Source organism: Curtobacterium sp. AB7, from assembly GCF_044909335.1.
Taxonomy (GTDB): domain Bacteria; phylum Actinomycetota; class Actinomycetes; order Actinomycetales; family Microbacteriaceae; genus Curtobacterium.
Window position 1 is genome coordinate 280,647 of the sequence record NZ_JBIYED010000005.1, and the last position, 25,942, is coordinate 306,588.

Genomic DNA, 25,942 nt, shown 5'->3' on the forward strand with positions numbered 1-25,942 from the left:
TGTGGACGAAAGCTACTTCGCGCTGATGCGGGTGTACTTGTTGACCGCCCACGGCACGAACACGACGAGCATCACGGCGATCCCGATCAGCACCGTCACGATCGGGTGCTGCATCGTCCAGATGTCCGGCACCGGCGCCGACCCGACGTTGCCGAACAGCTCGCGGGCCGCCTGCACGAGCGACGACACCGGGTTCCACTCCGCGAACACCCGCAGCACCAGGGGCAGCGTGCCGCTCGGCACGAACGCGTTCGAGATGAACGTCAGCGGGAACAGGATCATGAACGAGGCGTTGTTGATGACCTCCGGCGTCTTCACGCTCATCCCGAGCAGCGCCATCACCCAGCTGAACGCGTAGCTGAACAGCAGCAGCAGGGCGATTCCGGCCAGGAACTCGAGCGGCGACGAGTTCACCCGCCACCCGACGACCAGCCCGGTGAGCATCATGATCGCCATCGAGATCGAGTTGAGCACGAGGTCGGAGTTGGTCCGGCCGACGAGCACCGCGGACGCCGACATCGGCAGCGTGCGGAACCGGTCGATCAGGCCTTCCTTCAGGTCCTGCGCCATCGCCGACCCCGAGAAGGTCGCCCCGAAGACGACGGTCTGCGCGAAGATCCCCGCCATCAGGAACTGCGTGTAGTCGGTGCCCTCGACCGCGATCGCGCCGCCGTAGACCTGGCTGAAGAGCAGGACGAACATGATGGGCTGCAGCACCGCGAACACGAGCATGTCCGGCGACCGCTTGATCTTGATGAGGTTCCGTTTGCTGACGGTCCAGCCGTCCTCGAACCAGATGGCGACCGGCGAGGTGACGACGACGGGCAGCTGCCGACCCGGCGCGATGGTGGTGGCGGTCATCGGGTCGTCTCCTTCTGCTTGGGGGCAGCGGCTCCGTCGGCCTCGTCCTCCGTCGCGGCGTGGCCGGTGAGCCGCAGGAACACGTCGTCGAGGGTCGGTCGGCGCATGCCTGCGTCGTGCAGCTCGATGCCGGCGTCGCCGAGGTCGGCGAGCACCCGTTGCAGCGCGGTGGGGCCGGCCTCGACCGCGATGGCGTGGGTGCGGCCGTCGCCCGAGGCCTCGACGTCGCCGACGCCGTAGCGCCGCAGGACGGTCGTCACGGCGTCACCGTCGGTCTCGTCCACGAGGGTCACGACGACCCGGTGGCCGCCGACCTGCGCCTTGAGGTGGTCGGCTGTGCCCTCGGCGATCACCCGGCCGTCGTCGATGACCGCGATGTCGTCGGCGAGCCGGTCGGCCTCTTCGAGGTACTGCGTGGTGAGCAGGACCGTGGCGCCCTGGGCCACCAGGTCCTCGACGATGCCCCAGAGCGCGAGCCGGCTGCGGGGGTCGAGGCCCGTGGTCGGCTCGTCGAGGAACAGCACGCGCGGGTTCATCACGAGGGCACCGGCGAGGTCGATCCGTCGCCGCATGCCGCCGGAGAAGCCCTTCACCGGGCGGTCCCCCGCCTCGGCCAGGTCGAACACGTCGATGAGCTCACGGGCACGCTCCCGCGACGTCTTCCGGCCCAGGTGGTAGAGCCGCCCGATCATCTCGAGGTTCTCGAAGCCGGTCAGGTTCTCGTCGACCGCGGCGTACTGCCCGGACACCCCGATGGACCGCCGGGTGGCCTGCGGATCGGCGATCACGTCGATGCCGTCGATCGTGGCCGTCCCGGAGTCCGGGGTGATGAGGGTGGTGAGCACCTTCACGGTCGTGGTCTTGCCCGCACCGTTCGGCCCGAGCAGCGCCTTCACGGTGCCCTGGGGCACGGACAGGTCGAGTCCGGCCAGTGCGTGCACCGGTCCGGACTTCGACCGGTAGGTCTTGGTCAGCCCGGAGGCTTCGATGATGGCCATGTCGCTCCTTCGTCGGACACGGTGGGTACCGGGGTCCGGTGGAGCGACGGACGTCACTCAGATGCCGAAGTCACCACCGAAGTCACTGGAGCCACCGCCGAAGTCGGATCCGCCGTCGTCCCAGCCCGCGCTCTCGAACCCGCCGCCGTCGGATGCGCCACCGTCGGACGCACCGCCGTCACCGGAGTCGGCTCCAGTGTCCTCCGAACCACCGTCGCCCGCAGCGTCAGTACCGCCATCGAACGATCCGGGGTCCGGCAGGAAGGCGCTCATGATCGCCGAACCGATGACGTAGCCGGCCACGGTGCCGAGGATCGAGGCACCGATCATGCTGCCGAACGACGGTCCGCCGCGCTGCCCGCCGAGGCGGCCACCACCGCCGACGCCACCGAGCGAGCGCTCCATGAAGCCCGGCTGGCGGATCTCGGACCGCGTCGCCGACTGCGCGAGCGAGCGGGGGTCGTCGCCACGAGGGGCCTCGCCGGGAGGCGCCGTGCGGGTGAACTCGTCGTAGACCATCCGGCGCTGCTCGTCGGTCAGCTTGGCGAACGCCTCGGCGTGCACCTCTTCGATGCGCTCGGGCGGCGCCGTGCGGAGCAGGTAGCGGTACCGCTCCACCGCGCGCTCGTCGTCGGTCGTCGCGCCCCGCTGCTGCGCGGGTGCTCCGCCCCACTGCGGCACGCCGTACTGGCCGCCCTGCTGCTGCCCGGCCGGCACCCCCGTCGGGGCGGGCTGGTGGTACGACTGCTGGCCGTACCGGTAGCCCTGCTGCTGCGGTTGCTGCGGCTGCCCCCACTGGTTCTGCTGCGCGTCGTACTGCTGCGCGTCACCGGTGCGGTCGCGGTCCGGACGTCCGAGCAGGCGGTCGAGGAATCCCATGGTCGATGCTCCTTCGGGTGCACGGGCGATCCGGTCGGACCGGCCGTGGTCTGCCACCTTATGGAGCGGGGTCGGCCGCTGACTGAGCGCCCGCTCAGAGTCAGCCGTGCGCCGCCTCGCCCGCGGGCGCACCGTGCGCACCTGCACGACCCGTGCCGGGTCGGCAGCACCGTGCGCGCCTACAGCACCGCACCCAGCGGCCAACCCCGCACCAGAACGCAGACCCCGCACCGTGCGCACCACCCACCCGACGGGAGGCCCGTACCCGACCCGACCCGCGCCTCCAGTCCGCACCGTGCGCACCTGCACGACCCGTGCCGGGTCGGCAGCACCGTGCGCGCTTGCAGCGCCGCACCCAGCGGCCAACCCCGCACCAGAACGCAAGCCCCGCACCGTGCGCCGGCCGCGCACCGCGCACGCCAGCGCCAGCGCACGCCAGCGGCAGCGCCAGCGCCAGCGCGCAGCGCCGGCTCAGCGCACGCCCGTGCCCGCGGCGAGCGCGGCCATCCACACCGCCTGCAGCTCGTCGGCGGCCCCGGGGTGCGCCACCAGGAACGGTTCGCCCACGGGTGGGAAGCCCTCGACCGGGCCGGAGCGGGTCAGCACGATACCGCCGGCCTCGTGCACGAGCAGCACGGCGGCACCGTGGTCGACCGGGTTGAACGCCGACACGCACCCGCCGATCCCCCGGCCGGCCGCGACCTGCGCGATGGTCAGCGTGCCGGAGCCCTGCACCCGCAGCGTGCACGACCGGTCGGCCAGGGCGTCGAGGAACGCACCGAACCCGGGCCACGGCCGGTGCCCGTCGAGCTCCGTGCCGACGACCGCCCCGGCGAGCGGTCGCGGGGTGTCGTCCAGCTGCAGCGGACGGTCGCGCAGGGTGGCACCGCGTCCGCGCCGCGCCTCGAGGACCTCGCCCCGCCACGGGTCGGCCACGACGCCGACGAGCGGGCGGCCACCGCGGGTCAGGCAGAGCGACATCGAGGTCCAGGGCACGCCGTTCGCCAGGTTCGTGGTGCCGTCGACGGGGTCGAGGAACCAGCGGTGCCGGTCGCCGGGGGCCTCGCCGTACTCCTCGCCGGTGAACCCGTGCGTCGGGAACGCCATCCGCACGCGGGAGCGGACGTGCTGCTCCACCAGACGGTCGACATCGGTGACGAGGTCCGCGGGGTTCGCCTTGGTCCGCACCTCGCTGACGGGGTGCTCGCGGGTGAAGGCGATGACCTCGTGCGCGATGCGGTGCGCCAGGGCCTGGGCGCGCGAGGCGACCTCGGTCTCGGTCGGTTCGCGGTCCCGTTCCGGCCAGCCGTCCCGTTCCGCCGACGACAGCGCGGCACCGATCGCGCCGACGTCGTTCGTGGTGATCGAGTCGACGCCGAGCCGTGCCGCCCAGAGCGCCGGTTCGGCCTCGTCGACGGTCCAGACGGCGACCCGCAACCCCAGGGCGTGCGCGGCCTCGATCGTGCGCGGGGTGAGGAACGCGATGTCGAGGTTCAGGGTCGAGGGGGTCAACGCCTCGAGGTCGGCCGGAGTGGGCGGGTCGAGCGACTCCCACGCGAGCCAGACGTCGGCGTCGGGCAGCACCGAACGGACCGCCGCCATGGCCGCTGGCGCTCCGCACCACGCCACGGTGGTGGACGCGGTGGACCCCGCGACGGTCCGGGCGGCGACGAGTCCGTCGGCCGCGTCCGTCAGGTCGACCAGCAGCACCGAGTGGCAGCCGTCGAGCCGTTCGAGGGCGGCGTCGAGCCGCGGGATCCGGTCGAGGCCGTTGCCGAGCCGGGCGACGTCGCACCAGGCGACGTCGGACACCCGTCGGGCGTCGCCCCACATCCGGCCGAGGGTCTCGTCGTGCAGCAGGACGGCCACGTCGTCGGCCGTGCGACGGACGTCGACCTCGATGACCTCGGCGCCGAGCGCCTCGGCGACCGCGATGGCGGGCAGGGTGTTCTCGCGCCGGACGCGCGGCGCACCGCGGTGGGCGACGAGCCGTGGCGGACGCACGCCGGGCCTCCCGGTCGGGCTGGTGGCGACCACCTGGTCGGCGGGCGCCGACACCGGGGCACTCATCGGGTGCCCTCGAGCAGCGCGCCGTCGCGGTACACGAGCACCTCGCCGAGGCGGACCCCGGTCTCGGTGCCGACCATCGGGGGTGCTCCGGTGACGAACGCGCGGAGCTCGGCGCCGTCGGCGGCCAGCACCACCTCGGCGAAGTGCCCGCGCATCAGCACGCGGGCGACGGTCGCACGGATCGGCGAGTCGTCGGTGAGCACGACCTGCTCGGGTCGGATCAGGACCGTGTCCGCGACGGTGGGGCTGACCGACGTGCCAGCCAGGAACCGGCCGGTGACGGGGCTCGTCGACCCGATGAACGACGCGACGAACCCGGTGGCGGGGCGGGCGTACAGCTCGGTCGGTGTCGCGATCTGCTCGATCCGGCCGTCGTGCATGACGGCGATCCGGTCCGAGATGCTGAGCGCTTCGTCCTGGTCGTGCGTCACGATGACGGTCGTGATGCCGAGGCGCTGCTGGATGCGCCGGATCTCGTCGCGGACGCTCACCCGGAGCTTCGCGTCGAGGTTCGAGAGCGGCTCGTCGAGGAGCAGCACGTCGGGCTCCTGCACGATCGCCCGCGCCAGGGCGACCCGCTGCTGCTCACCGCCCGAGATCGCCGTCGGCTTCGATCCTGCGTGGTGGCTCAGGCCGACGAGTTCGAGCGCCTCGCGCACCCGCTCCGCCACCCGCTGCTTCGGCACGCGTCGGGTCCACAGCGGGAACGCCACGTTCTGCGTCACCGTCATGTGCGGCCACAGCGCGTAGTTCTGGAACACCATCGCGCTCGGCCGACGCTCCGGACCGGTCGACGTGACGTCGCGGTCCCCCATCGTCACGACGCCGCCGTCGGCGGGCAGGAACCCCGCCACCATCCGGAGCGTGGTCGTCTTGCCGCACCCGGACGGGCCGAGCAGCGAGACGAGCTCGCCCTTGGCGACGTCGAGGTCGATGCCCGCGACCACGTCGCGTCCGCCGAGCGTCTTGCGCAGTCCGCGGATGGTGAGTCCGCCGGTGCGGGCCCGGTCGGTCGTGCTGCCGTCGGTCGGGAGGCCCGTGGTGCGTTCCGCGACGAGGGTCGTGTCCGTCATCTGGTCGCCTTTCGTGCTGGTGGTGGTCATCGGTGTCCGTCGCTTCATCGGATCTGGAAGCCGTCCGCCAGGCGGCCGCCCATGATGTGCTTCCGGGCGAGCAGCAGCAGGACCACGGACGGGATGCTGAGCGCGATCGCGAACACCGCGGAGACCTGGCGTGGGGAGTTGAGGACGAGTGAGTACATCGCCGTCGGCATCGTCATGTAGGTCGGCGCGCCGACCAGGTACGTGCCCTGCGCCTCGTCGAACGACGCGAGGAACGACATCACCATCGCGACGAGGATCCCCGGCCACGCGATCGGGAACGTCACCCGCCAGAAGGTCCGCCAGCGGCTCGCACCGGCATCGCGTGCTGCTTCCTCGAGGGACCGCGGGACGGCCGAGAACGCGGCGGCGGGCAGCCACGTCATGAACACCACGCACCCGAGGACGTGCACGATGAGGATGCCCGTCACCGTGTTCATGAGGTTCAGCGCGGTGAACATCGCCGACATCGTGACGAAGAGGCCCATCTTCGGGAACGCGTTCGTGGCGAACAGCCCGACCAGGACGAGCCGGCGCCCGGGGAACTCGATGCGGCTGATCGCCCACGCGGCCGGCAGGCAGACCACCGCGGCGATGAGGACCGTCAGCGGGGCGAGGACGAGCGAGTTCTGGACGGCGACCGCCAGGCTCCGGTCCTCGAACACGGTGCCCCACCACTGCAGCGTCCACCCGTCGGGCAACAGGTTCGGGTACGTCCAGGTCGTGGCGAAGGCACGAGCCGCCAGCCAGAGGAGCGGACCGAGCACGAAGACGGCCAGCACGACGGCGGTGGCCCAGACGAGGGTGTTCCCGGTGAGTCGCTTGATCACGGCTGCTCCTGCTTCTGCTGCTGCTTCCGCAGCTCGCCGGCGTTTGCCCGGACCGTCGAGCGGAGGTAGAACACGCTCGCGGCCGCGGCGAAGGCGAACACGATGAACGCCATCGCCGTCGACTGCTGCGGACGGTTGTAGGCCTGGAAGTACTTCGAGATGTCGACGCCCAGCATCGTCGGGGCGTTCGGGCCGGTGAAGTACGGCACCGTGAACGAGCCGAGCACGCCGATCACGGTGAACGTCGTCGCGATGACGAGCGGGGTCGCTGCCATCGGCAGGAGCACCTGCCAGACCACCCGCCACGTGCTCGCTCCGGCGTCCTTCGCCGCTTCGACCAGGGCGTCCGGGGTGCCCTGCAGCGCGCCGGCGATCATCAGCACGGCGAACGGCAGGCTCGTCCAGACGCTGCCGAACACCACGGCGACGAGGGTGTAGCCCCACACCGGGACGTCCAGGCCGAACTGGGCACCGAGGCTGCGGAGGAAGCCCTGCGCATCGGTGAACGTCAGGACCGACCAGCTCGCGATGACCACCGGCACGAAGAGCGGGACCACGGCGAGGACGCTGAGGCTCTTGCCGAGGAAACCGCCCCGGAGCCGGAGGATCACGGCCACCGCCACGGCGAGCGCCACGGTCAGGCCGGTCGACAGTGCGGTGACCCCGAGCGTCGCGACGAGGTCGCGCAGGAACGTGGCGTTGCCGAGCAGGGTGCCGTACACCGCGAACGAGAAGCCGCGCACGGTGTCGCCGCCGATGTCCGCGAGTGCCTGGTTCAGGCCGCCGGTGAACCCGAGGCTGAACAGGGCGGCGTTGACGACGGGGACACCGACGAACAGGACGACGACCAGCACCGGGGCGGCGACGAGGGCGAGGCCCTGCCACCGCCGACGGCGGTCGAGCCGCTCCTGGACGGACAGCCGACCTGCGGCGTCCGCCGTGCCGTGGGCGGGCGACGGGACGGGCGGGAGGCCCTTGGCGGAGTCGCCACGGGCCTCCCGGTCGAGCGCCGGGCCGTCCTGGACGGTCTGGGTCACTGCGGGACCTTCGCGTCCCACGCCGCGTTCATGTCCGCGGCGAAGTCGCTCTGGAACCCGAGGCGCAGCTGCGAGGGGTTCGCGTCGGCGAACTGCTCCGCGACCGACGCCGGCAGGCTGTCGAGCGGGATGACCGGGTAGCCGGACACGGCGCTCGCGACGAGCTGCTGCCCCTTCGAGCTGAGGACGAAGTCGGCGAGCTGCTCGGCGGCCGCCTTCTTGGCCTTCGGCTCGGTCTTCGGGATGCCGAGGAAGCTCGCGCTGCCGGTGAACGACGGGTCGGAGATCTGGATCGCCTTGACGGTCTTCGGGATCACGCCGGTCTTCTGCGAGGTGATGAACTGGTCGCTCCACACCGGCGCCATCGCGATCTGGCCGCTCCCGAGCAGCTGCACGACCTGGTCGTTGCCGTTCGGGTAGACGCCCTTCTGGTACGTCGAGGGGCCGAGGTCCTCGAGCGCTGCGAAGCCCTTGTCCCACTTCGACTCGAGCGACTTGTCGTACGTCGTCTGCATGGTCTGCTGCTCATCCGCGGTCAGGTACTTCGCGAGCACCGTGGAGACGAACGAGCCGCCGGAACCGCCGGACGACGGGGAGTTGTACGCGAACTGACCGGGGTTGGACTTGATCCAAGCGAGGAGCTCGTCGAGGGTCTCCGGCGGGTCCGTCACCTTGCTCGAGTCGTACGCGAGCAGGACGCTCGAGGCGCGGTACGGGATCGCGCTGTCGCCACCCTGCTGCCTCGTGGCCTCGGGGACGTCCTTCAGGTTCGGGATCGTGCTGTCGTCGACCTTCGCCATCAGGCCGGCCTTGCCGGCGGTGGAGACGAAGCCGGCGTCGACCAGGTCGTACGCGACGGACTTGCCGGCCTTGACCGCGGTGGCCAGGTTCGCCTGGGTCTGCGCATCGTGCTCGCCGTGCAGGTCGATGCTCGTGCTCACGTGGATCTTCGGGTTCGCCTTCTCGAAGGCGGGGATGAGCGACTTGTCCCAGAGGTCCTGGACGTTCGTGTCGCCGCTGATGAACACCGTGAGGTTCGTGGTGCCACCGCTCGTGTCTGCGGCGTTCGAGGCGTTGGCGCTCTGGACGCAGCCGGACAGTGCGACGGTCGCGGCCGCCGCGATGGCGAGGCCGGCGAGGACTCGGGTCTTCACGTGGGTTCTCCCTGTTCCGTGGGGTGGGGGTGGTGTGGGGGGCGTGCGGGGTGGTGCGGGGTGGGCCGTGTGGGAACGTTCCCGCGCCGAGGTCGAGTGTGGCGCTACCGGGTGAACGCCGGGTGCCGCGGGCGTCGCCGCCGGGTGAACTCCGGGGTGCGTGGCCGCGCTTCGCTCTGGTGCGAGGTTGATCACCCCGTGCACCGCAACAACCTCGCACCGAGTGGCGAACCTCGCACGGGGCGCTCGGCGCTCAGCGTCGCATCCGGACACCTGCCCGCCGCAGCTTCGCGCGCAACGTCGCCTCGTCCCAGAGATCAGCCCATCGCAACCGCACGACGTGCCGAACGCCGGGCATGGACCGCAGCCGGTCCTCCCGGTACTTCTCAGCGACGACCACGTCCTCCGCCGAACGCCCGTTCCGCATCGTCGGGTCGCGGTACTTCGCCTCGCCGTCGAACTCGACCACGACGCCGGCCGAGGGGAACCAGAAGTCCACCACGATGTCCGGTTGCCCGGACGACCTGAAACGGTGCTGCAGCACGGGCTCCTCCGTTCCGAACTGATCGAACCGGGTTCGCGCGATCGACTCACCCGGCGAGTCCGACGCGGAGTCGGCGAAGTCCACCGCACGGAGCGCCCGACGGCGACTCTTGGGGCCACGCCGCGCGATCGTGTCGCGCACGGCTGCTCGGGGAACACCCCGACGGAGCAGGTCGTCGAGCGCCACGACGGCGTCGATGAACGGCACCGTGAGGGCCACGTCTGCAGCTATCCGAACAGGTCCGCTCAGCTGCAGGCCTTCCGGCGTGCTGATCCTGTTCGGGTCCGGTACCGGGTCGAGGTCGGCGTGGACGACGAAGGAAGCATTCGTGGTCCGCCGATCACTCCCGACCGAGGTCACGTGCACTCGATCGGGCGGCGGCGACACCGTCGGCACGCCGAGCACGACTGCCGCCGAGACGTGTGAGACGACCTGATCGGGTCCGATGCGATCGGCGGACGCACCGATACGGACCAGGTGCTGTTCCGCCGGCCGGAGGGCTGCCCAAGCGGCAGCGTCGACGAACATCCCTCGCCCGATGCGGACGAGCTCCTGCGCGTCCGCCCGCCTCCTGATCACCTCGGACTCGGCCGGATGGTGCGCCGAGGTCCGGAGGACGGTGACGGCGGGGAGCGGGGCGAGGGCGATCTGACGGTCCACCCCGACGATGGTGGTCGTCGGGGGACAAGAGCGGTTGGGGCGGCGGCTGTCCTGTGGACAAGACGAGGGCGACGCCCGCCTGTGGAGAGGCCGGAGCCGTCCGGGCTGCGAGACTGTCCGGGTGAACAAACGCACCTGGGGTTGGCTCGCAGCGGTCATCGACGTCGTGCTCATCGTCGTCTTCGCACTTATCGGGCGTTCGTCGCACGGTGAAGCCAACACGGCGCTGGCACTCTGGATCACCGCGTACCCGTTCCTGGCGGGCTGGGCGATCGGGTACGTGACGAGCGGAGCCTGGGCCCGGCCGCTGCGCTTCTGGCCGACCGGCGTCGTGGTCTGGATCCTCACGGTCTTCGTCGGTCTGGCGATCCGTGTCGCCACCGGCCAGGGCGACGTCGACGGCAATCCGCTGCCGATCTCGTTCGTCATCGTCGCGACGATCGTGCTCGGGGTGTTCCTGCTCGGCTGGCGCGCGATCGCCCGCGGTGCGCTCCGCTTCGCCGGCTCCCGTTCCCGTTCCCGGCAGGACGCTGCAGCGTCGGACGCGTGAACGGCAGCCGCGGTTCCCAACCGACCATCCTCGACGTCGCCGCACGTGCGGGTGTCTCGAAGTCGGCGGTGAGCCGGGTCCTCTCGGGCACGGGGCGGTTCTCGGACGAGACCCGTGAGCGCGTCGAACGCGCAGCAGCCGAACTCGGGTACGTCGCCAACGCCATGGCTCGCGGGCTCGTCAGCGGTCGGACGCACACCATCGGCATGCTCGTCCGCGACGCGTCGTCGATGGTCTACACCGCACTGCACGCCGTGATGGAGCGCCGCGCATCGGAGCTCGGCTACCGCGTCGTCACCACCACGGGTGTCGGCCGTGTCGAGGACGAGAAGTCCGCGCTCGCCGCACTCGTGTCGATGCGGGTGGACGGCCTCGTGGTCTGCAGCGGCCTGATGCCGTCCGCCGACATCGCCGAGTTCGCCCCGCGTATCGCCACCGTGGTCGCAGGTCGACCCGAACTCCACCCGGCATTGTCCAGCGTGTACTGCGACGAGGTGGACGGTGGCGCGACGATCGCCGACGCCGTCGCCGATGCCGGTCACCGCGCAGTCGTGGTGCTCACCGTCCCGCTCGACAACGCGATCACACAGCACGCCCGCTCGACGGCGATGGTCGAACGGCTCCGAGCGCGTGGTGTCCGGGTCATCGACATCGACGCCAGCTTCGTGCGGCCACCGGACGACCTCGCTGCCGACCTGGTCGACGCGATGCACGAATCGGATGTGACCGCGGTGATGTGCCCGACGGACCGGCTCATGCTCGACGTGTGCGAGGCACTCTCCCGCCGTGGTGTCCGGGTCCCGCACGATCTGTCGGTCACCGGGTTCGACGGTGTGTACCCCCTCGCGAGCGACTGGATCGGGTTCACGACACTCGAGCAGCCGATCGAGCGGATCGGCCGCGAGGCGATAGACCTCGTCATCGGCCGGATCGACGACCCGACGCGGGCCGTCGAGCACCGCTCACTCCGGGGCACGGTCGTGCCCGGCCGCACGCTGCTCCCCCGCTGACCGGGACCTTCTCGGTGCGAGGTTGGCCACTCGGTGCAGCGCAACAAGCGCGCACGGAGTGATCAACCTCGCACCGAGCGAAGCCCGTCAGAACAGCCCGCTGCGCGGCCCCTCATCCGGACCATCGAACCCGCGGAACATGTCGGACACGAGTGCCTCGATCTGCGGTTCGACCAGGCGCTCCACCGCCTCGGCGACGCGCGGCCGGTGGTCGATGAGCGCCAGGCACACCGCCGTACCGGTCGAACGAGCGCACTCGTCGGACAGCTCGATCTCGTGCCGGAGCGCCGCCTTGGCCTCGTCGGACAGCGGCTCCCTCGGGGCCTGCTCCCCCGCGCCCGTCCCCGCCAGCTCCCCGAGCGTGAAGAGGAACGGTGAACCGGGCGAGGGCTCGGGATCGACGTCGAGGCCCTGGAACTCGGGCGACAACCCCTCCGCCGGCTGGTACCCGGCGTGCCGCTTGCGCGCCGCGGCCCGCTCGAGCTCGCGCTGCAGCAGCGGCAGGTTCTTGGCGGTGTAGTCGTCGACGGCGTCCTCGACGATGGTCGAGATCCGGCCGATCAGCGCGTGCTGGACGGCGTGCGGGACGTCCTGCCCGAAGCCGGCGGCACTCGCGATCGGGGACCCGGTGCACTTCCGGCAGATGCGGGTGCGCGGGCGCGCGGTCCCGATCTGCCAGCGCGGCAGCCAGCGCAGCCAGACGTCGACAGCACTGCGCACGCGTCCGTCGATGCCGTCCATGCCCCAACGATACGGAGCGGAGGCGCGGATCACCCGCTCATTCCGCTCGCCGCCCCAGAACGGCCGGGTTCTCAGGCCTTGGGTTCCGTCACGAAGTCGATGAGCTCCTCGACACGGCCGAGCAGCTGCGGCTCGAGGTCGGCGAAGGTGCGCACCTGCCCGAGGATCCGTTGCCACGCCCGCGCGATGTCGGCCTGCTCGGCGTTCGGCCATCCGAGCGCCTGGCAGATCCCCTTCTTCCACTCGATCGACCGCGGGATCGTCGGCCACGCCTGCAGTCCGACGCGGGCGGGCTTCACGGACTGCCAGACGTCGACGAACGGGTGCCCGACGACGAGCACGTGCGCGCCCCACTTGCCACGCATCACAGCCTCGGCGAAACGGGACTCCTTCGACCCGGGTACCAGGTGGTCGACGAGCACGCCGACACGACGGTCGCGCGAGGGCTGGAACTCATCGAGCACCGAAGCGAGGTTGTCGACGCCGGAGAGCTCCTCGACGACGACGCCCTCGACGCGCAGGTCGGTTCCCCAGACCTTCTCGACGAGCTCGGCGTCGTGCTTGCCCTCGACCATGATGCGCGAGGGCAGGGCTACCCGGGCACGCTGCGACTCCACCGCGAACGATCCGGACGCGGTGCGGAGGCGACCACCGTCGGAAGCATGCCGGACCGCCGGACCGGCACCGGGCCTCCAGTCAGCGTGGACGGAACCCGACGACCCAGCGGAACCCGACGAACCACCAGACCGCCCGACCGGCGCCTGCGGCCGCCCCAGCGTCACGAGCTCGCCCTCGAGCAGGAACTGCCCGGTGAAGGGGAAGGAACGGGTGCGGCCCTTCCAGTCCTCGAGCGCGATGTTGCCCGCCTCGAGCCCGACGACGGCACCGGCCCACCCGGAGTCCGGGTCCTCGAGCACCATGTCGCGTTCGAGCGGCACCTGCCGCACCTTCTTCACCCCGCGGGAGCGCCAGTCTCCCGAGAGCACGTCCCCGCCGTACCGGTCGTCGTCCACCCGCACGAGGGTACTGTCGACGTCGGCCCGGACGACGTCGACCGCGCCGACACCCACCATCTCGACGGAAGGCCTCCCGTGCGCGCAGCGATCATCCACGCCCCGAACGACATCCGCGTCGAGGAGCGCGACCGCCCCTCGGTCCTCACTCCGAAGGACGTCGTCGTCAAGGTCGTCGCCGCGTGCGTGTGCGGCTCGGACCTGTGGCCCTACCGCGGCGTCACGAAGACGAAGGAGCCCCGGCCGATCGGGCACGAACTCGTCGGCGAGGTCGTCGCGGTCGGCGACGCGGTCACCGACCTGCACGAGGGCGACTTCGTCATCTCCCCCTTCACCATGAACGACGGCACCTGCCAGGCCTGCCGCCACGGGATGACCAGCGGCTGCGACCACCTGTCCGGCTTCGGCGGGAAGGACGCGTACGGCGACCCGGTCGGCGGCGCGCAGGCCGAGTACGTCCGCATCCCGGACGCGTCGGCGACCCTGGTCGCGGTGCCCGGCCCCGTCGACCCGGCACTCGTGCCGTCGCTGCTGACCCTGTCCGACGTGTTCTCCACCGGACACCACGCCGCGGTGTCGGCGGCGGTCGGTCCGGGCAAGACGGTCGTGGTGGTCGGCGACGGCGCGGTCGGCCTGTCCGCCGTGCTCGCGTCGAAGCGACTCGGCGCCGAGCGCATCATCGCCATGAGCCGGCACGCCGACCGGCAGGCGCTCGCCAGGGAGTTCGGCGCGACCGACATCGTCGCCGAGCGCGGCGCGGAGGGCATCGCCGCCGTCAAGACCCTGCTCGGCGGCGACCTGGCCGACTGTGCGGTCGAGGCCGTCGGCACCGAGGAGAGCATGGACCAGGCGCTGCACTCGGTGCGCGCGGGCGGCAACCTCGGCTTCGTCGGGGTCCCGCACGGGGTGCCGACGATCGGCACGCGGTACCTCTTCGACACGAACATCACGATCGCGGGCGGCATGGCTCCGGCGCGGAAGTACATCCCCGAACTGCTGCCGGACGTGCTCTCGGGTGCGATCGAGCCGGGTCGGGTGTTCGACCTCGAGCTGCCCCTCGACGAGACCGCCGAAGCGTACCGGGCGATGGACGAGCGTCGGGCGATCAAGGTGCTGCTGCGCCCGTAGGCGCCGGGCCTCCGTCGGGCCGGCGCGTTTCGCGCAGCAGAACGCGTGTTTCGAATCGGTAAACAAACCTTTCAGTAAAGAAGGTTGTCCGTTACAGTCCTCGACATGACCACACGAGGACGCACCCCCGGCCAGCCCGGTCTGCTGCGCGTCCTGAACGACCGCGCGGCGCTCGAGCTCCTGCTCGACGACGGCCCGCTCACCCGCAACGAGATCGCGCAGCGCACCGGTCTCAGCAAGCCCACCGCGGCCGAGATCATCCGACGGCTCGAGTCGGCTGCACTCATCCGCCAAGCGGGCACGGACACACAGGCCGGGCGCCGCGGGCCGAGCGCCGTCGTGTACGAAGCGATCACCGACCGCGACCTCGGTGTCGCGGTGGACGTCCAGCTCGTCGACGTCCGGTCGACCGTGGTGGACGCCGCCGGTCGCACGTTTCCGGTCGCCACGCACCGGATGTCCGAGGCCGAGGTGCGCTCACCCGGGTCGGACATCGTGGCCGCAGCGATCTCCCGCGCAGCCGCCGCGGCCGGTGTGGACCCCGAGCTCGTCACCGCCGTCGCGGTGGGCGTGCAGGCGAGTGTCGACCACGCCACCGACACCCTCATCTTCACCGACGGGCTACCCGGCTGGCCCCGCGAGCAGGTCAGCACGACCCTCTCCGCCGAGCTCGGCGTCCACGTCGTCGTCGAGAACGACGCCAACCTCGCCGCCATCGCCGAACGCAACATGGGGGCCGGTCGAGCACCCGGATCGTTCGCGCTCTTCTGGATGGCCGAGGGCCTCGGCATGGCCCTCGACCTGCACGGTCACCTGCACACGGGCGCCTCCGGTGCCGCGGGTGAGATCGGCTACCTCAGCGTGCCCGCCGACGCACGCTCCATCGACCCGACGGCCACGATCGTCGCGGACCTCATCTCCGAGTCCGCGATCATCGCCCTGGCCGCCGAACACGGGATCACGGCACCGGACGGCACCGCGGCCGACTGGCGCCAGGTGCTCCCGCAACTGCCCGGCCTGCCCGAGCAGCACCCCTTCACCGTCGCCCTCGGCGAGCGCGTCGGGCACAACGTGCTCCCCGCCCTCGCGGTGGCCGATCCCGAGACGGTCGTCCTGCACGGCCCGACCGGGATCGCCGGTGGCCCCGCCCTGGCCGCCGCCGTGACCGCCTGGCTCCGGACCCGCTCACGCTGGTCCACCGCCGTGGTCGCGCCCGGCGTCCCCGACACCCCCGTCCTGCACGGTGCGCGGCACGTCCTCATCGACGTCGTCCGCACCGCGCTCGCGGACCGGCTCGAGCGCATCAGTGACGATGCCCCGACGCCGGACCCCGTCGAGCGCCCCTGAACGTTCCACCCGCACCACTCGAGGCACCATCACCCAGCCCTGTCACAGGGCTCTTCGTCGCGCCCGGAATCCTCGGCGCGCCGGAGCGAGACCAGAGAGCGAGTACCGCCTTGTCCCTCCCCGAACCGAACGCCCCGCGCCGCCGGGTGTTCCGCCGCATCGCCACCGCCACGGCCGTCGCCGCCGTCGGAGCCCTCGTCGTCGCCGGCTGCAGCTCCGGCAGCAGCGCCGACTCGATCGAGAAGAGCGCCCCGAAGGAGCTCAAGGGCACCGTGTCCCTGTGGCACTTCTTCACCGGCCGTGAAGCCGGCGTCGTGAAGACCGCCGTCGAGGGCTTCGAGAAGGCCAACCCCGACGTCACCGTCGACATCCACGCCGGTCAGGACGACGAGAAGCTGCAGAAGGCGATCTCGTCCGGCCAGAACATCGACGTGGGCCTGTCGTACTCGACCGCGATCGTCGGCAGCTTCTGCTCCTCGGGGGCGTTCCGCGACCTGTCGCCGTACATCGAGCGGGACAAGGTCGACCTGTCCGACATCCCGAAGGCCGTGCAGTCGTACACGCAGTACAAGGGCACGCGCTGCACCCTGCCGGCCCTCGCCGACGTCAGCGCGCTCATGTACAACAAGCCGCTGCTCGAGAAGGCGGGCATCACGACCCCGCCGAAGACCCTGGACGAGCTGAAGACCGACGCGCTGAAGCTGACGACGTACAACGCCGACGGCTCCATCAAGCAGCTCGGCTTCAACCCGCTCATCGACTTCTACGAGAACTCTCCCGAGCACTGGGCGCCGATGGTCGACGGTTCATGGCTCGACAAGGACGGCAACAGCGTGATCGGCACGTCCGACGCGTGGAAGAAGCTCATCACCTGGCAGAAGGGCTTCGTCGACGAGATCGGCTACGACAAGCTCAAAGCCTTCACGTCCGGCCTCGGGCAGGAGTTCGCGGCCGACAACGCGTTCCAGACCGGTCAGGTCGCGATGCAGATCGACGGCGAGTACCGGACGGCGTTCCTCAAGGACCAGAAGCCGGACCTGGACTACGGCACCTCCCCGACCCCGGTGATGGACGGTCTCGGCAACTACGGCTCGACGTACATCGCGGGCAACGTCGCGGGCATCGCGAAGGGGTCCAAGAACCCCGAGCTGTCGTGGGCGCTGCTGAAGTACCTGTCGACGAACACCGACGCGCAGGTCACGATGGGCAACGGCCTGAAGAACATCCCGACGCTCACCTCGGCGCTGGAGTCCCCCGACCTCGAGGTCGACGAGAACTACAAGACCTTCGTCGACGTCGCGGGCGACGAGGACACGATGACCTCGCCCGGCACCGCGGACGGTGCTGCCTACATCGGGACCTTCACGAAGTTCTGGCAGGCCTACCAGCAGAACGGCGGCGACCTCGACGCAAAGCTGAAGAAGCTGGACTCCGACATCGACAACGCGAACCAGCTGGCTGGTCCGTGATGAGCGTCACCACCAAGACGACCGGCCGGGAGGCGCGGCTCGCCCGCGCCGCCCGGCCCACGGACCCGACGGGGTCCGGTCCGGTGCCCCCGACGGCTCCGCGACGTCGGCCCCGCTCCGCAGAGTCCCGGCGCCGCCTCGTCGCCCTGACGATGCTCGCGCCGGCCCTGGCGGGCCTCGTGGTCTTCTTCGCCTACCCGCTCGTCGCGTCGATCTTCTACTCGTTCACGCGCTACAACCAGCTGCAGGAGCCCGAGTTCGTCGGGCTGCTGAACTACAAGTTCCTGTTCACCCAGGACCCGCAGATCGGGCCGGCGGTCGTGAACACGCTGTGGTTCGTCGTCATCCTGGTGCCGGTGCGGATCGTGTGCGGACTCCTGGTCGCCGGGCTGCTCAGCCGGGCCAAGACGGCCACCGGCTTCTGGCGGACGCTGTTCTACCTGCCCGCCCTCGTCCCGCCGGTCGCGAGCGTCGTGGCGTTCGTGTTCCTCTTCAACCCGGGCACCGGGCCGGTGAACCAGATCCTCCGGGTCTTCGGCATCGACGGCCCGCTGTGGTTCAACGACCCGGCGTGGTCGAAGCCGTCGCTCGTGATCCTGGGCGTCTGGGTGATGGGCGACATCATGATCATCTTCCTGGCGTCGCTGCTCGACGTGCCGCGCGACCTGTACGAGGCCGCGTCGCTCGACGGTGCGAACGGCGTCCAGCAGGTCCGGCACATCACCCTGCCGACGATCGCCCCGGTGATCGGGTTCGCCGCCGTGACGGGGGTGATCGCCGCGCTGCAGTACTTCACCGAGGCGGCCGTCGCCTCGGGCGTCGCGAGCGGCAAGGCGACGATCGGCGGCGGGACCGCCGCCCAGCTCGGCTACCCGGGCACCTCGCTGCTCACGTACACCGAGCTGCTCTACCAGCACGGGTTCGCGAACTTCCAGTTCGGCTACGCGTCCGCCATGGCCGTGGTCCTGTTCGTGATCACCGCGGTGGTGCTCGTCTTCACGATGCGCCGGATCAGTGTGTTCCGGCCGGAGGAGTCCTGATGACCGCTGTGTCCCAGTCCCCGCTCACCCGGGCGCCCCGGGGTTCCGCTCCCCGCACCGGCAGGCCGCGTGGTCGCACGCTCGTGTGGATCGCCGAGCACGCCGCCCTGGTGGCCCTCGGCGTCCTCACCATCGCCCCGATCGTGTTCGTGGTCCTGACGTCGCTGATGTCGAGCAACCAGGCACTCACGGCGTCGATCGTGCCCCGGCCGTTCGACTTCTCGAACTACGCGCGGGTGTTCACCGAGCTGCCGCTCACGCAGTGGTTCGGCAACTCGTCGATGTACGCCGTCCTCGCCACCGCGTTCATGCTCATCAGCTCGGTGCCGGCGGCCTACGCGCTCGCCCAGATCGAGTTCCGGGGAGCGAACCTGATCTTCACGGTGATCATCGTCGCGATGCTCCTGCCCCCGCAGGTCACCGCGGTGCCGGTCTACGTGATGTGGTCGCACCTGCACCTGACCGGCACCCTGTGGCCGCTCATCCTGCCGAACCTGCTCGGCGACGCCTTCAGCATCTTCCTGCTCCGCCAGTTCTTCATGACCATCCCGAAGGAGTACGGCGACGCCGCCCGCATGGACGGCTGCAGCGAGTGGGGCGTGCTCTGGCGGGTGGTCGTCCCGATGGCCCGCCCGGGCATCGCGTCGGCGGCGATCTTCATGTTCTTCCACTCGTGGAACGACTACTACGGCCCGCTCCTGTACGCGTCCGAGAACCAGGCTGCCTGGCCGGTGGCGTACGGGCTCGCGACGTTCCGCGGACAGCACGGCACCGACTGGTCGATGACGATGGCGATGACCGTCGTCGTCATGGTCCCCGTCGTCATCATCTTCTTCTTCGCACAGAAGGCATTCGTCGAGGGCATCGCGCTCACCGGCGTGAAGGGATAGCAGCTCCAGTGAAACTCACAGTCGTCGGTGGCGGATCCACCTACACCCCCGAACTCGTGGACGGCTTCGCCCGGCTCCGCGACCAGCTCCCCATCGACGAGCTCTGGCTCGTCGACCCCGACCCGGTGCGCCGCGAACTCGTCGGCGGCGTCGCCAAGCGGATGTTCGCGCACGCCGGACACCCCGGCACGATCCACGTCACCGACGACGTCGTCGCCGGGGTCACCGACGCCGATGCCGTCATGTTCCAGCTCCGCATCGGCGGGCAGGCCGCACGGCAGCAGGACGAGACGTGGCCGCACGAAGCATGCTGCATCGGGCAGGAGACCACCGGTCCGGGCGGGTTCGCGAAGGCGCTCCGCACCGTGCCCGTGGTCCTGGAGTACGCCGAACTCGTCCGGAAGCACGCCAAGCCGGACGCCTGGATCGTCGACTTCACGAACCCCGTCGGGATCGTCACCCGCGCCCTGCTCGAAGCCGGGCACCGCGCCGTCGGCCTGTGCAACGTCGCGATCGGGTTCCAGCGCCGCTTCGCGAAGGAGTTCGGCGTCGCCCCCGACCACGTCCGGCTCGACCACGTCGGCCTGAACCACCTGACGTGGGAGCGCGGCGTGCACGTCACGGGCGCGGACGGCGTCGAGCGCGACGTGATGGCGGACCTGCTCGCCGAGTCGGACGGTGCCCTCGGCCGGACGGCGGAGAGCGTGCACATGCACCCGGACCTCCTCCGTCTGCAGCACGCGATCCCCTCGTACTACCTGCGGTACTTCTACTCGCACGACATCGTGCTGCAGGAGCAGCTGCACGAACCCACCCGTGCCGAGGCCGTCATGGAGACCGAACGGGCCCTGCTCGCGAAGTACGCCGACGAGTCCGTCGTGACGAAGCCCGCCGAACTCGAGCAGCGCGGCGGCGCCTACTACTCCGAGGCGGCGATCGACGTGCTGTCCTCGATCCTCGGCGACCGCGGCGACGTGCAGGTCCTCAACGTGCGGAACGACGGCACGTTCCCGTTCCTGCCGGACGACCACGTCATCGAGGTGCCGTCGCGCGTCACCCGCCAGGCGATCACACCGTTGCCGGTCTCCCCGCTCGACCCGGACATGGTCGGTCTCGTGTCGCACGTCGCCGGGTACGAGCGGCTCGCCCTCGACGCCGCGGTGCACGGCGGCCGCGACCGGGTGCTCCGTGCGATGTGGGCCCACCCGCTCGTGGGGCAGGTCGACAAGGCGGAGCAGCTCACCGACCTGCTCCTGGCCGCGAACGCGGAACACATCCCGTGGGCGCGATCGGAGCACGTGACGTGGGCGGGCTGAGCCGGACCGGCGAGGCGGGCCCGGCCCGAGCCTCCCGTCCGCCCGCGCCGGTCCCACCGGACGCGACCGACGTCGTGCTCGCCGTCGACGGGGGCGGGAGCAAGACCGACGTCGTCGCGATCGCGCTCGACGGGACCATCGTCGGCCACGCGCGCGGTCCGGGGTCGAACCCGCAGACGCGGGGCTGGGACCTCGCCGGCCCGATCCTCGACGACGTCCGTGCGCGGGTGGTGGGCGAGCTGGGCGACCGCCGCATCCGCACCACGCAGGTGTACCTGGCCGGGCTCGACCTGCACGACGAGCTCGTCGCGGCGACCGCGGCCCTCGCGCACTGGGCCGAGGACGGCGGCGAACCGCACGTCCTGGACAACGACCTGTTCGCGCTGCTGCGGGCCGGCACCCTGTCCCCCGACGCCGCGGCCGTGGTGTGCGGCACCGGGATCAACGCCCTCGCGGTGCGGGCCGACGGCACGACCGCACGGTTCCCGGCCATCGGGGACGTCTCCGGCGACTGGGGTGGCGGCGCGTGGCTCGGCAACCGGGCGCTCTGGCACGCGGCGCGGGCCGACGACGGTCGCGGTCCGGCGACGGCGCTGGTCGACGCGGTGCCGGCAGCGGTCGGTCTCCGCAGCGTCCGCGAGGTCACCGAGGCCATCCACTTCGGCCGCCTCGACCAGCGCGTGTTCAACCGGCTCTGCCCCGTGCTGTTCGACGTGGCCGGAGCCGGCGACGTGGTGGCCCGGAGCGTCGTGGAGCGGCAGGCGGAGGAGATCGTCCTGCTCGCCGCGGTCGCGCTCGAGCGGTTGGGCCTCGGAGGTTCGGCGGCCGAGCCGGTGCCCGTCGTGCTCGGCGGCGGGGTGCTCGCTGCTCGGCACCCGTTGCTCGTGGACGGTGTCGTCGACGGGCTCGCTGCCCGGGTCCCCGGAGCGGTGCCGACCTGGGTCACCGATCCCCCGGTGCTCGGCGCGGGGCTCGCGGCGCTGGAGTCGGTCGGTGCCGACGATGCGGCGCTCGAGCGGTACCGCGAGGCCGTGCGCTCCCGGGCCTTCGCGAGCACGACGGCGCTGATCCGCTGACGCGCTGCTGACGTCACCCGAGACTCGGCCTGAGCGACACGGTTCGCGCTCCAGAGCGCGAGAACTGTCGCTCACGCCGAGTCTCGCGGCCCGCGGCCCTCGGCCCGCGGCCCGCGGCCTACGCGCGCGCCAGCATCCCGAGCGTGTCGACCACGCGGTTCGAGAAGCCCCACTCGTTGTCGTACCAGGCGACGACCTTCACGTGCCGGCCCTCGTCGACGCGGGTGAGCAGCGAGTCGAAGATGCTCGACTCCGGCCGCCCGGTGATGTCCGTCGACACGAGCGGGTCCACCGTGAACGCCAGGACCCCGGCGAGCGGACCGGCAGCCGCGGCGCGGTAGGCCTCGTTCACCTCGTCCACGGTCACGTCCCGCGAGACGACGGCGTTCAGCTCGACGATCGACCCGACGGGCACCGGCACGCGGATGGCGTCGCCGGACAGCTTGCCCTCCAGGCGGGGCAGCACCAGACCGATGGCCTTGGCCGCCCCGGTCGTCGTCGGCACGATGTTCACGCCGGCAGCGCGGGCCCGACGCAGGTCGCGGTGCGGCCCGTCCTGCAGGTTCTGCTCCTGCGTGTACGCGTGCACGGTGGTCATGAACCCGTGCTCGATCCCCGCCAGGTCGTCGAGCACCGACGCCAGGGGTGCGAGCGCGTTGGTCGTGCACGACGCGTTCGAGATCACCGTGTGCACGTTCGGGTCGAACGTGTCCGAGTTCACGCCGTACGCGATGGTGGCGTCCGCTCCGGTGGCCGGCGCACTGATCAGGACCCGTCGGGCGCCTGCGGTCAGGTGGCCGGCTGCCGCGTCGCGCGCGGTGAAGCGTCCGGTGGACTCGAGGACGACCTCGACGCCGAGTTCAACCCAGGGCAGGTCCGCCGGCGACGTCGACGCGAGCACGCGGACGCGGCGGCCGTCGATGACGAGCGTGTCGCCGTCGACCTCGACGGTGCCGTCGAACGGGCCGAGCGCCGAGTCGTAGCGGAACAGGTGCGCGAGCGTGTCGGGTGCGGTCAGGTCGTTCACGGCGACGACCTCGAGGTCGTCACCGCCCCGTGCGAGCAGGGCGCGGAGCGTGTTGCGGCCGATGCGGCCGAAGCCGTTGATGGCGATGCGGGTCATGTGGGGTTCCTTTCGTTCCGTGGTCCATGCTCACGGGCCGGGAGGCACGGCTCCAGTGGCAGGGAAGCCAGCGTTCGAAAGGATGTCGCCACCACCGCCGCGACGGCGCGGTCAGTCCTGGAACGTCCGTCGGTACTCGGTGGGCGAGGTCCCGAGGATCCGCCGGAAGTGCGTCCGCAGGTTCGCGTCGGAACCGAGGCCCGCTCGCTCGGCCACCTGGTCGACGCCGAGGTCCGACTGCTCCAGGAGCTCCCGGGCGAGGTCGACGCGCGCCCGCAGCACCCACTGCATCGGCGTGTACCCGGTGTCCTCCACGAACCGGCGTGAGAACGTCCGGGTCGACACCGTGGCGTTCCGCGCGAGCGCTTCGAGTGTGAGCGGCTCGGCGAGGTGCCGGAGCGCCCACTCCCGGGTGTCTGAGAACACGTCGCCGAGCGGTTCCGGCACGCTCCGCGGCACGTACTGCGCCTGGCCGCCGCTGCGGTACGGGGCGCTGACGAGCCGTCGGGCGACGTGGTTCGAAAGCGCCACGCCGTGGTCCTGTCGGACGATGTGCAGGCAGAGGTCGATCCCGCTCGCAGCACCGGCGCTGGTCAGCACCGAGCCGGCGTCGACGAACAGCACGTCCTCGTCGACGTCCACGTCGGGGTACCGCTCGCGGAGCACCCGCGTGTAGTGCCAGTGCGTCGTCGCGCGGCGGCCGTCGAGCAGCCCGGCTGCCGCGAGCGCGAACGCACCGGTGGAGATCGCCGCGATGCGGACGCCGCGGTCGTGCGCCCGCGCGAGTGCCGCGACGACGTCGGCGGGCGGCGCCGAGTCCGACGGGCGGCGGTAGCCGGGCACGAAGACGGTCTCCGCCCAGTCCAGTGCCTCCAGCCCGTGGTCGACCGCGTAGGCCAAGCCGTCGCCGCCGGTGATCCGACCGACCCGGGGGCCGCACACCCGCACCTCGTAGGGCATGCTCGGCCGGTTCGAGAACACCTGCGCTGGGATCCCGACGTCGAGCGGTTTCGCACCGTCGAGCACCAGGACTGCGACGCGGTGCAATGGGGACGCAGCCATGCCGACGACGCTAGCGGACGCGACCGCCCGGCTCGCGGAGTGCCCTGACCGTCAGGCGTCGCGGACGGCGAGCACCCGGTGCGGCGATGCCCGTTCCGCTCGCCACCCGATCGGCAGCGTGTCCCGCAGCTCCGCCAGGGTGAAGGCCCGGCGGATCGACCGCAGGCCGTCGACTCGGACGAAGGTCCCCGCGGACACCAGCGGCGACGCCAGCGCGTAGGCCCGGTAGGCCTCGCGTGACCGACGGATGTCCGAGTGCACGCTGCGGCCCGACGCGAGCGCCTCCGAGTCCGCCAGGAACCCGTTCCGCTCGTCGTCGCCCAGGTGGTGCAGGACGTGGTTCGACACCACGACGTCGAAGCGCTCGCCCGCCGTCACCAGGTCACCGCTCGACTGCTGCCGGAAGGTGACACCCCGCGGCGCCCGTCGGTTCGCCGCGTCGATCGCCCGCGGGTCCGGGTCGACCCCGACGACCTCGACGTCGAACCCGTCGCTCGCCGCCCACCGCACGACGGCCCGGGCCAGGTCGCCGCCGCCGCACCCGAGGTCGAGGACCCGGGCACGGCCGTTCACCGGCAGGGCCGGCACGACGTGGGTCCGCCACGCCGAACGCCAGCCGCTCACCAGGGCGTTGACGAGCGCGAAGCGCCGGAAGGTCCGCGCGAGCGCGTGCGGGTCGCAGTCCGGGTCGTCCATGAGTTCGGTCAGGTCGACTGCGCGCGTGCGCAGGTCGAGGACCGGGAGGCCCGTGGAGCCGCCGTCGGGACGGCTCACGTGCGCACCACGGTCAGTCGCGCACTCTCGACCGTGAGACCGGGGCCGAAGGCCAGCGCCACGACGGCAGCACCGTCCGGGATCCCGGCGTCGAGGGCCTCGCGGAGCACGAACAGCACGGTCGCGCTCGACATGTTCCCGTGGTCGCGCAGCACCGTCCGGCTCGCCGCGATCGCCGCGTCCGGCAGGTCGAGCGCCTGCTGCGTGCGGTCGAGGATCGCACGCCCACCGGGGTGCACGGCCCACACCGGCACGTCGGCGGCAGGTCCGTCGAGCAGCGACGCGACGGCCTCGGTGACGCTGCTGCCGACGAGCTTGGGGACCGCGGTGCTCAGGACCATCTCGAAGCCCTCGTCGCCGATGTTCCACGCCATCTCGCCGGCGCTCTCGGGCACGACGGCGGTGGCGAACGCGTCGAGGCGCAGACCGGGGCCGTCGGCGGTGACCACGACGGCGGCGGCGCCGTCCCCGAAGACGCTGTTCGCGACGATCTGGTCGGGGTCGTCGCTCGCGCGGACGTGCAGGGTGCAGAGCTCGGCGCAGACGACCAACACGACGGCGTCCGGGTCGGCCTCGGCGAACGCGGCCGCGATCCGGAGCGCCGGGAAGGCAGCGCAGCACCCCATGAACCCGATGTGGTGCCGGAACACGGAGCGTGGCAACCCGAGCGCGGTCACGATGTCCAGGTCCGGCCCGGGCTGTGTGAACCCGGTGCACGACACCGTGACGACGTGCGTGACCGAGGCCGCGTCCACGTCTGCGCCGACGAGCGCGTCACGCGCGGCGTCGACGAACAGCGTCGGTGCGAGCTCGCGGTAGCGGTCGTTGCGGGTACCCGTCGAGGGTGAGTGCAGCGCGCCGTCCGTGTCGCGGAACGCGCCCGCTGGACGGCTCCGGTCGAGTTCGGCCAACACCGTGTGCCGGTGCTCGACCGCCGAGGCGTCGAAGGCTGCGGGGACGAGCCGCCGGCCGAGACGACCGAGCTCGGGCTGCGCAGCGAAGAGGTCTCGCACGGCAGCCTGCTCGAGCGTCGTCTCCGGGACGGCGGTTCCGATGGCGCGGATCGTTGCGGACACGACTCATCCTGTCACCGGGTCGCTGACGCGTCCCCAGATTCGACGATCTCGAACGCGACCACGGACGGACGGGAGGCGCGGGGGCCCCGGGGCCCCCGCCCCCCCCCCCGGGGGGGGGCGGGGGGTCCCCGGCGGGGCGGCCGCCCCCCCCCCCCCGCGGACCCGGGGGGCGGGGCCCCGGGCCCGCATAGGCC

General features: G+C 71.6%; 24 protein-coding genes. 9 read left to right on the forward strand and 15 right to left on the reverse strand.

Translation table 11 applies throughout. The features are described 5' to 3' along the window. Window positions 1–12: 12 nt before the first annotated feature. The 9 genes from ABH929_RS13030 to ABH929_RS13070 all read right to left on the reverse strand — a co-directional run bounded on the left by ABH929_RS13030 (window position 13) and on the right by ABH929_RS13070 (window position 10,133). Window positions 13–861 (reverse strand): ABC transporter permease, encoded by an 849-nt coding sequence (locus ABH929_RS13030; RefSeq protein WP_404561536.1) that lies wholly within the window; start codon window positions 859–861, stop codon window positions 13–15. Continuing rightward, the gene (locus tag ABH929_RS13035; protein WP_404561537.1) at window positions 858–1,859 is read right to left on the reverse strand and encodes an ATP-binding cassette domain-containing protein; all 1,002 of its coding nucleotides are present in this window, start codon (window positions 1,857–1,859) and stop codon (window positions 858–860) included. Before ABH929_RS13035 ends, ABH929_RS13030 begins: the two co-directional genes overlap by 4 nt. Window positions 1,860–1,916: 57 nt before the next feature. Continuing rightward, window positions 1,917–2,738: a hypothetical protein gene (locus ABH929_RS13040; RefSeq protein ID WP_404561538.1), complete on the reverse strand. Its 822-nt coding sequence runs from the start codon at window positions 2,736–2,738 to the stop codon at window positions 1,917–1,919. A gap of 471 nt (window positions 2,739–3,209) precedes the next feature. Further along, window positions 3,210–4,808 carry an inositol monophosphatase family protein gene (locus ABH929_RS13045; protein ID WP_404561539.1) on the reverse strand — a complete coding sequence of 533 codons (1,599 nt, stop codon included), beginning with the start codon at window positions 4,806–4,808 and terminating at the stop codon, window positions 3,210–3,212. Further along, window positions 4,805–5,881, reverse strand: a complete 1,077-nt coding sequence (locus tag ABH929_RS13050; RefSeq protein WP_404561540.1) for an ABC transporter ATP-binding protein — start codon at window positions 5,879–5,881, stop codon at window positions 4,805–4,807. Before ABH929_RS13050 ends, ABH929_RS13045 begins: the two co-directional genes overlap by 4 nt. A gap of 44 nt (window positions 5,882–5,925) precedes the next feature. Then, a complete protein-coding gene (locus ABH929_RS13055) occupies window positions 5,926–6,738 on the reverse strand; it encodes an ABC transporter permease (protein ID WP_123340755.1) in 813 nt (270 codons plus the stop codon). After that, window positions 6,735–7,775 (reverse strand): ABC transporter permease, encoded by a 1,041-nt coding sequence (locus ABH929_RS13060; RefSeq protein ID WP_205464165.1) that lies wholly within the window; start codon window positions 7,773–7,775, stop codon window positions 6,735–6,737. The genes ABH929_RS13055 and ABH929_RS13060 overlap by 4 nt, the downstream gene beginning before the upstream one ends. Next, complete coding sequence (locus ABH929_RS13065) at window positions 7,772–8,929, reverse strand: extracellular solute-binding protein (RefSeq protein ID WP_404561541.1); 1,158 nt, start codon at window positions 8,927–8,929, stop codon at window positions 7,772–7,774. Before ABH929_RS13065 ends, ABH929_RS13060 begins: the two co-directional genes overlap by 4 nt. Window positions 8,930–9,182: 253 nt before the next feature. After that, window positions 9,183–10,133 carry a hypothetical protein gene (locus tag ABH929_RS13070; protein WP_404561542.1) on the reverse strand — a complete coding sequence of 317 codons (951 nt, stop codon included), beginning with the start codon at window positions 10,131–10,133 and terminating at the stop codon, window positions 9,183–9,185. 121 nt (window positions 10,134–10,254) lie between these two features. On the opposite strand from ABH929_RS13070, the gene ABH929_RS13075 reads away from it, so the two are divergent. Together ABH929_RS13075 and ABH929_RS13080 are read left to right on the forward strand one after the other, a co-directional pair. Further along, on the forward strand, window positions 10,255–10,683 hold the full coding sequence (locus ABH929_RS13075) for a DUF3054 domain-containing protein (RefSeq protein WP_404561543.1): 429 nt from the start codon (window positions 10,255–10,257) through the stop codon (window positions 10,681–10,683). Continuing rightward, window positions 10,680–11,693, forward strand: a complete 1,014-nt coding sequence (locus ABH929_RS13080) for a LacI family DNA-binding transcriptional regulator (protein ID WP_111085034.1) — start codon at window positions 10,680–10,682, stop codon at window positions 11,691–11,693. Before ABH929_RS13075 ends, ABH929_RS13080 begins: the two co-directional genes overlap by 4 nt. 87 nt (window positions 11,694–11,780) lie before the next feature. Here ABH929_RS13080 and ABH929_RS13085 read toward each other — a convergent pair whose 3' ends face one another. After that, a complete protein-coding gene (locus ABH929_RS13085; protein ID WP_404561544.1) occupies window positions 11,781–12,434 on the reverse strand; it encodes a spermidine/putrescine ABC transporter substrate-binding protein in 654 nt (217 codons plus the stop codon). Between the two features lie 71 nt (window positions 12,435–12,505). Beyond that, window positions 12,506–13,447 carry a DUF3097 domain-containing protein gene (locus ABH929_RS13090; protein WP_404561545.1) on the reverse strand — a complete coding sequence of 314 codons (942 nt, stop codon included), beginning with the start codon at window positions 13,445–13,447 and terminating at the stop codon, window positions 12,506–12,508. Between the two features lie 78 nt (window positions 13,448–13,525). Between ABH929_RS13090 and ABH929_RS13095 the strand changes: the two genes are divergently transcribed. From ABH929_RS13095 to ABH929_RS13125, 7 genes are all read left to right on the forward strand, one after another. Next, window positions 13,526–14,575 carry an alcohol dehydrogenase catalytic domain-containing protein gene (locus ABH929_RS13095; protein ID WP_404561546.1) on the forward strand — a complete coding sequence of 350 codons (1,050 nt, stop codon included), beginning with the start codon at window positions 13,526–13,528 and terminating at the stop codon, window positions 14,573–14,575. 105 nt (window positions 14,576–14,680) lie between these two features. Further along, on the forward strand, window positions 14,681–15,922 hold the full coding sequence (locus ABH929_RS13100) for an ROK family transcriptional regulator (RefSeq protein WP_404561547.1): 1,242 nt from the start codon (window positions 14,681–14,683) through the stop codon (window positions 15,920–15,922). A 110-nt stretch (window positions 15,923–16,032) separates the two neighbouring features. Continuing rightward, entirely contained in the window at window positions 16,033–17,391 is a 1,359-nt protein-coding gene (locus tag ABH929_RS13105) for an extracellular solute-binding protein (RefSeq protein WP_404561548.1), read from the forward strand. Then, window positions 17,391–18,431, forward strand: a complete 1,041-nt coding sequence (locus ABH929_RS13110; protein ID WP_404561549.1) for a carbohydrate ABC transporter permease — start codon at window positions 17,391–17,393, stop codon at window positions 18,429–18,431. The genes ABH929_RS13105 and ABH929_RS13110 overlap by 1 nt, the downstream gene beginning before the upstream one ends. After that, complete coding sequence (locus ABH929_RS13115) at window positions 18,431–19,321, forward strand: carbohydrate ABC transporter permease (protein WP_404561550.1); 891 nt, start codon at window positions 18,431–18,433, stop codon at window positions 19,319–19,321. The genes ABH929_RS13110 and ABH929_RS13115 overlap by 1 nt, the downstream gene beginning before the upstream one ends. Before the next feature lie 8 nt (window positions 19,322–19,329). Next, window positions 19,330–20,637, forward strand: coding sequence for a 6-phospho-beta-glucosidase (locus ABH929_RS13120; protein WP_404561551.1), 1,308 nt, complete (start codon window positions 19,330–19,332; stop codon window positions 20,635–20,637). Then, the gene (locus tag ABH929_RS13125; protein WP_404561552.1) at window positions 20,625–21,713 is read left to right on the forward strand and encodes an N-acetylglucosamine kinase; all 1,089 of its coding nucleotides are present in this window, start codon (window positions 20,625–20,627) and stop codon (window positions 21,711–21,713) included. Before ABH929_RS13120 ends, ABH929_RS13125 begins: the two co-directional genes overlap by 13 nt. A gap of 118 nt (window positions 21,714–21,831) precedes the next feature. On the opposite strand, the gene gap is transcribed toward ABH929_RS13125, so the two are convergent. The 4 genes from gap to ABH929_RS13145 form a co-directional block, all read right to left on the reverse strand. Further along, entirely contained in the window at window positions 21,832–22,836 is a 1,005-nt protein-coding gene (gene gap / locus ABH929_RS13130; protein WP_404561553.1) for a type I glyceraldehyde-3-phosphate dehydrogenase, read from the reverse strand. Window positions 22,837–22,947: 111 nt separating this feature from the next. Next, window positions 22,948–23,898: a GlxA family transcriptional regulator gene (locus ABH929_RS13135; protein WP_205464156.1), complete on the reverse strand. Its 951-nt coding sequence runs from the start codon at window positions 23,896–23,898 to the stop codon at window positions 22,948–22,950. 51 nt (window positions 23,899–23,949) lie between these two features. Then, the gene (locus tag ABH929_RS13140) at window positions 23,950–24,672 is read right to left on the reverse strand and encodes a methyltransferase domain-containing protein (protein ID WP_205464155.1); all 723 of its coding nucleotides are present in this window, start codon (window positions 24,670–24,672) and stop codon (window positions 23,950–23,952) included. Further along, window positions 24,669–25,748, reverse strand: coding sequence for a type III polyketide synthase (locus ABH929_RS13145; protein WP_404561554.1), 1,080 nt, complete (start codon window positions 25,746–25,748; stop codon window positions 24,669–24,671). Before ABH929_RS13145 ends, ABH929_RS13140 begins: the two co-directional genes overlap by 4 nt. Window positions 25,749–25,942 lie beyond the last annotated feature (194 nt).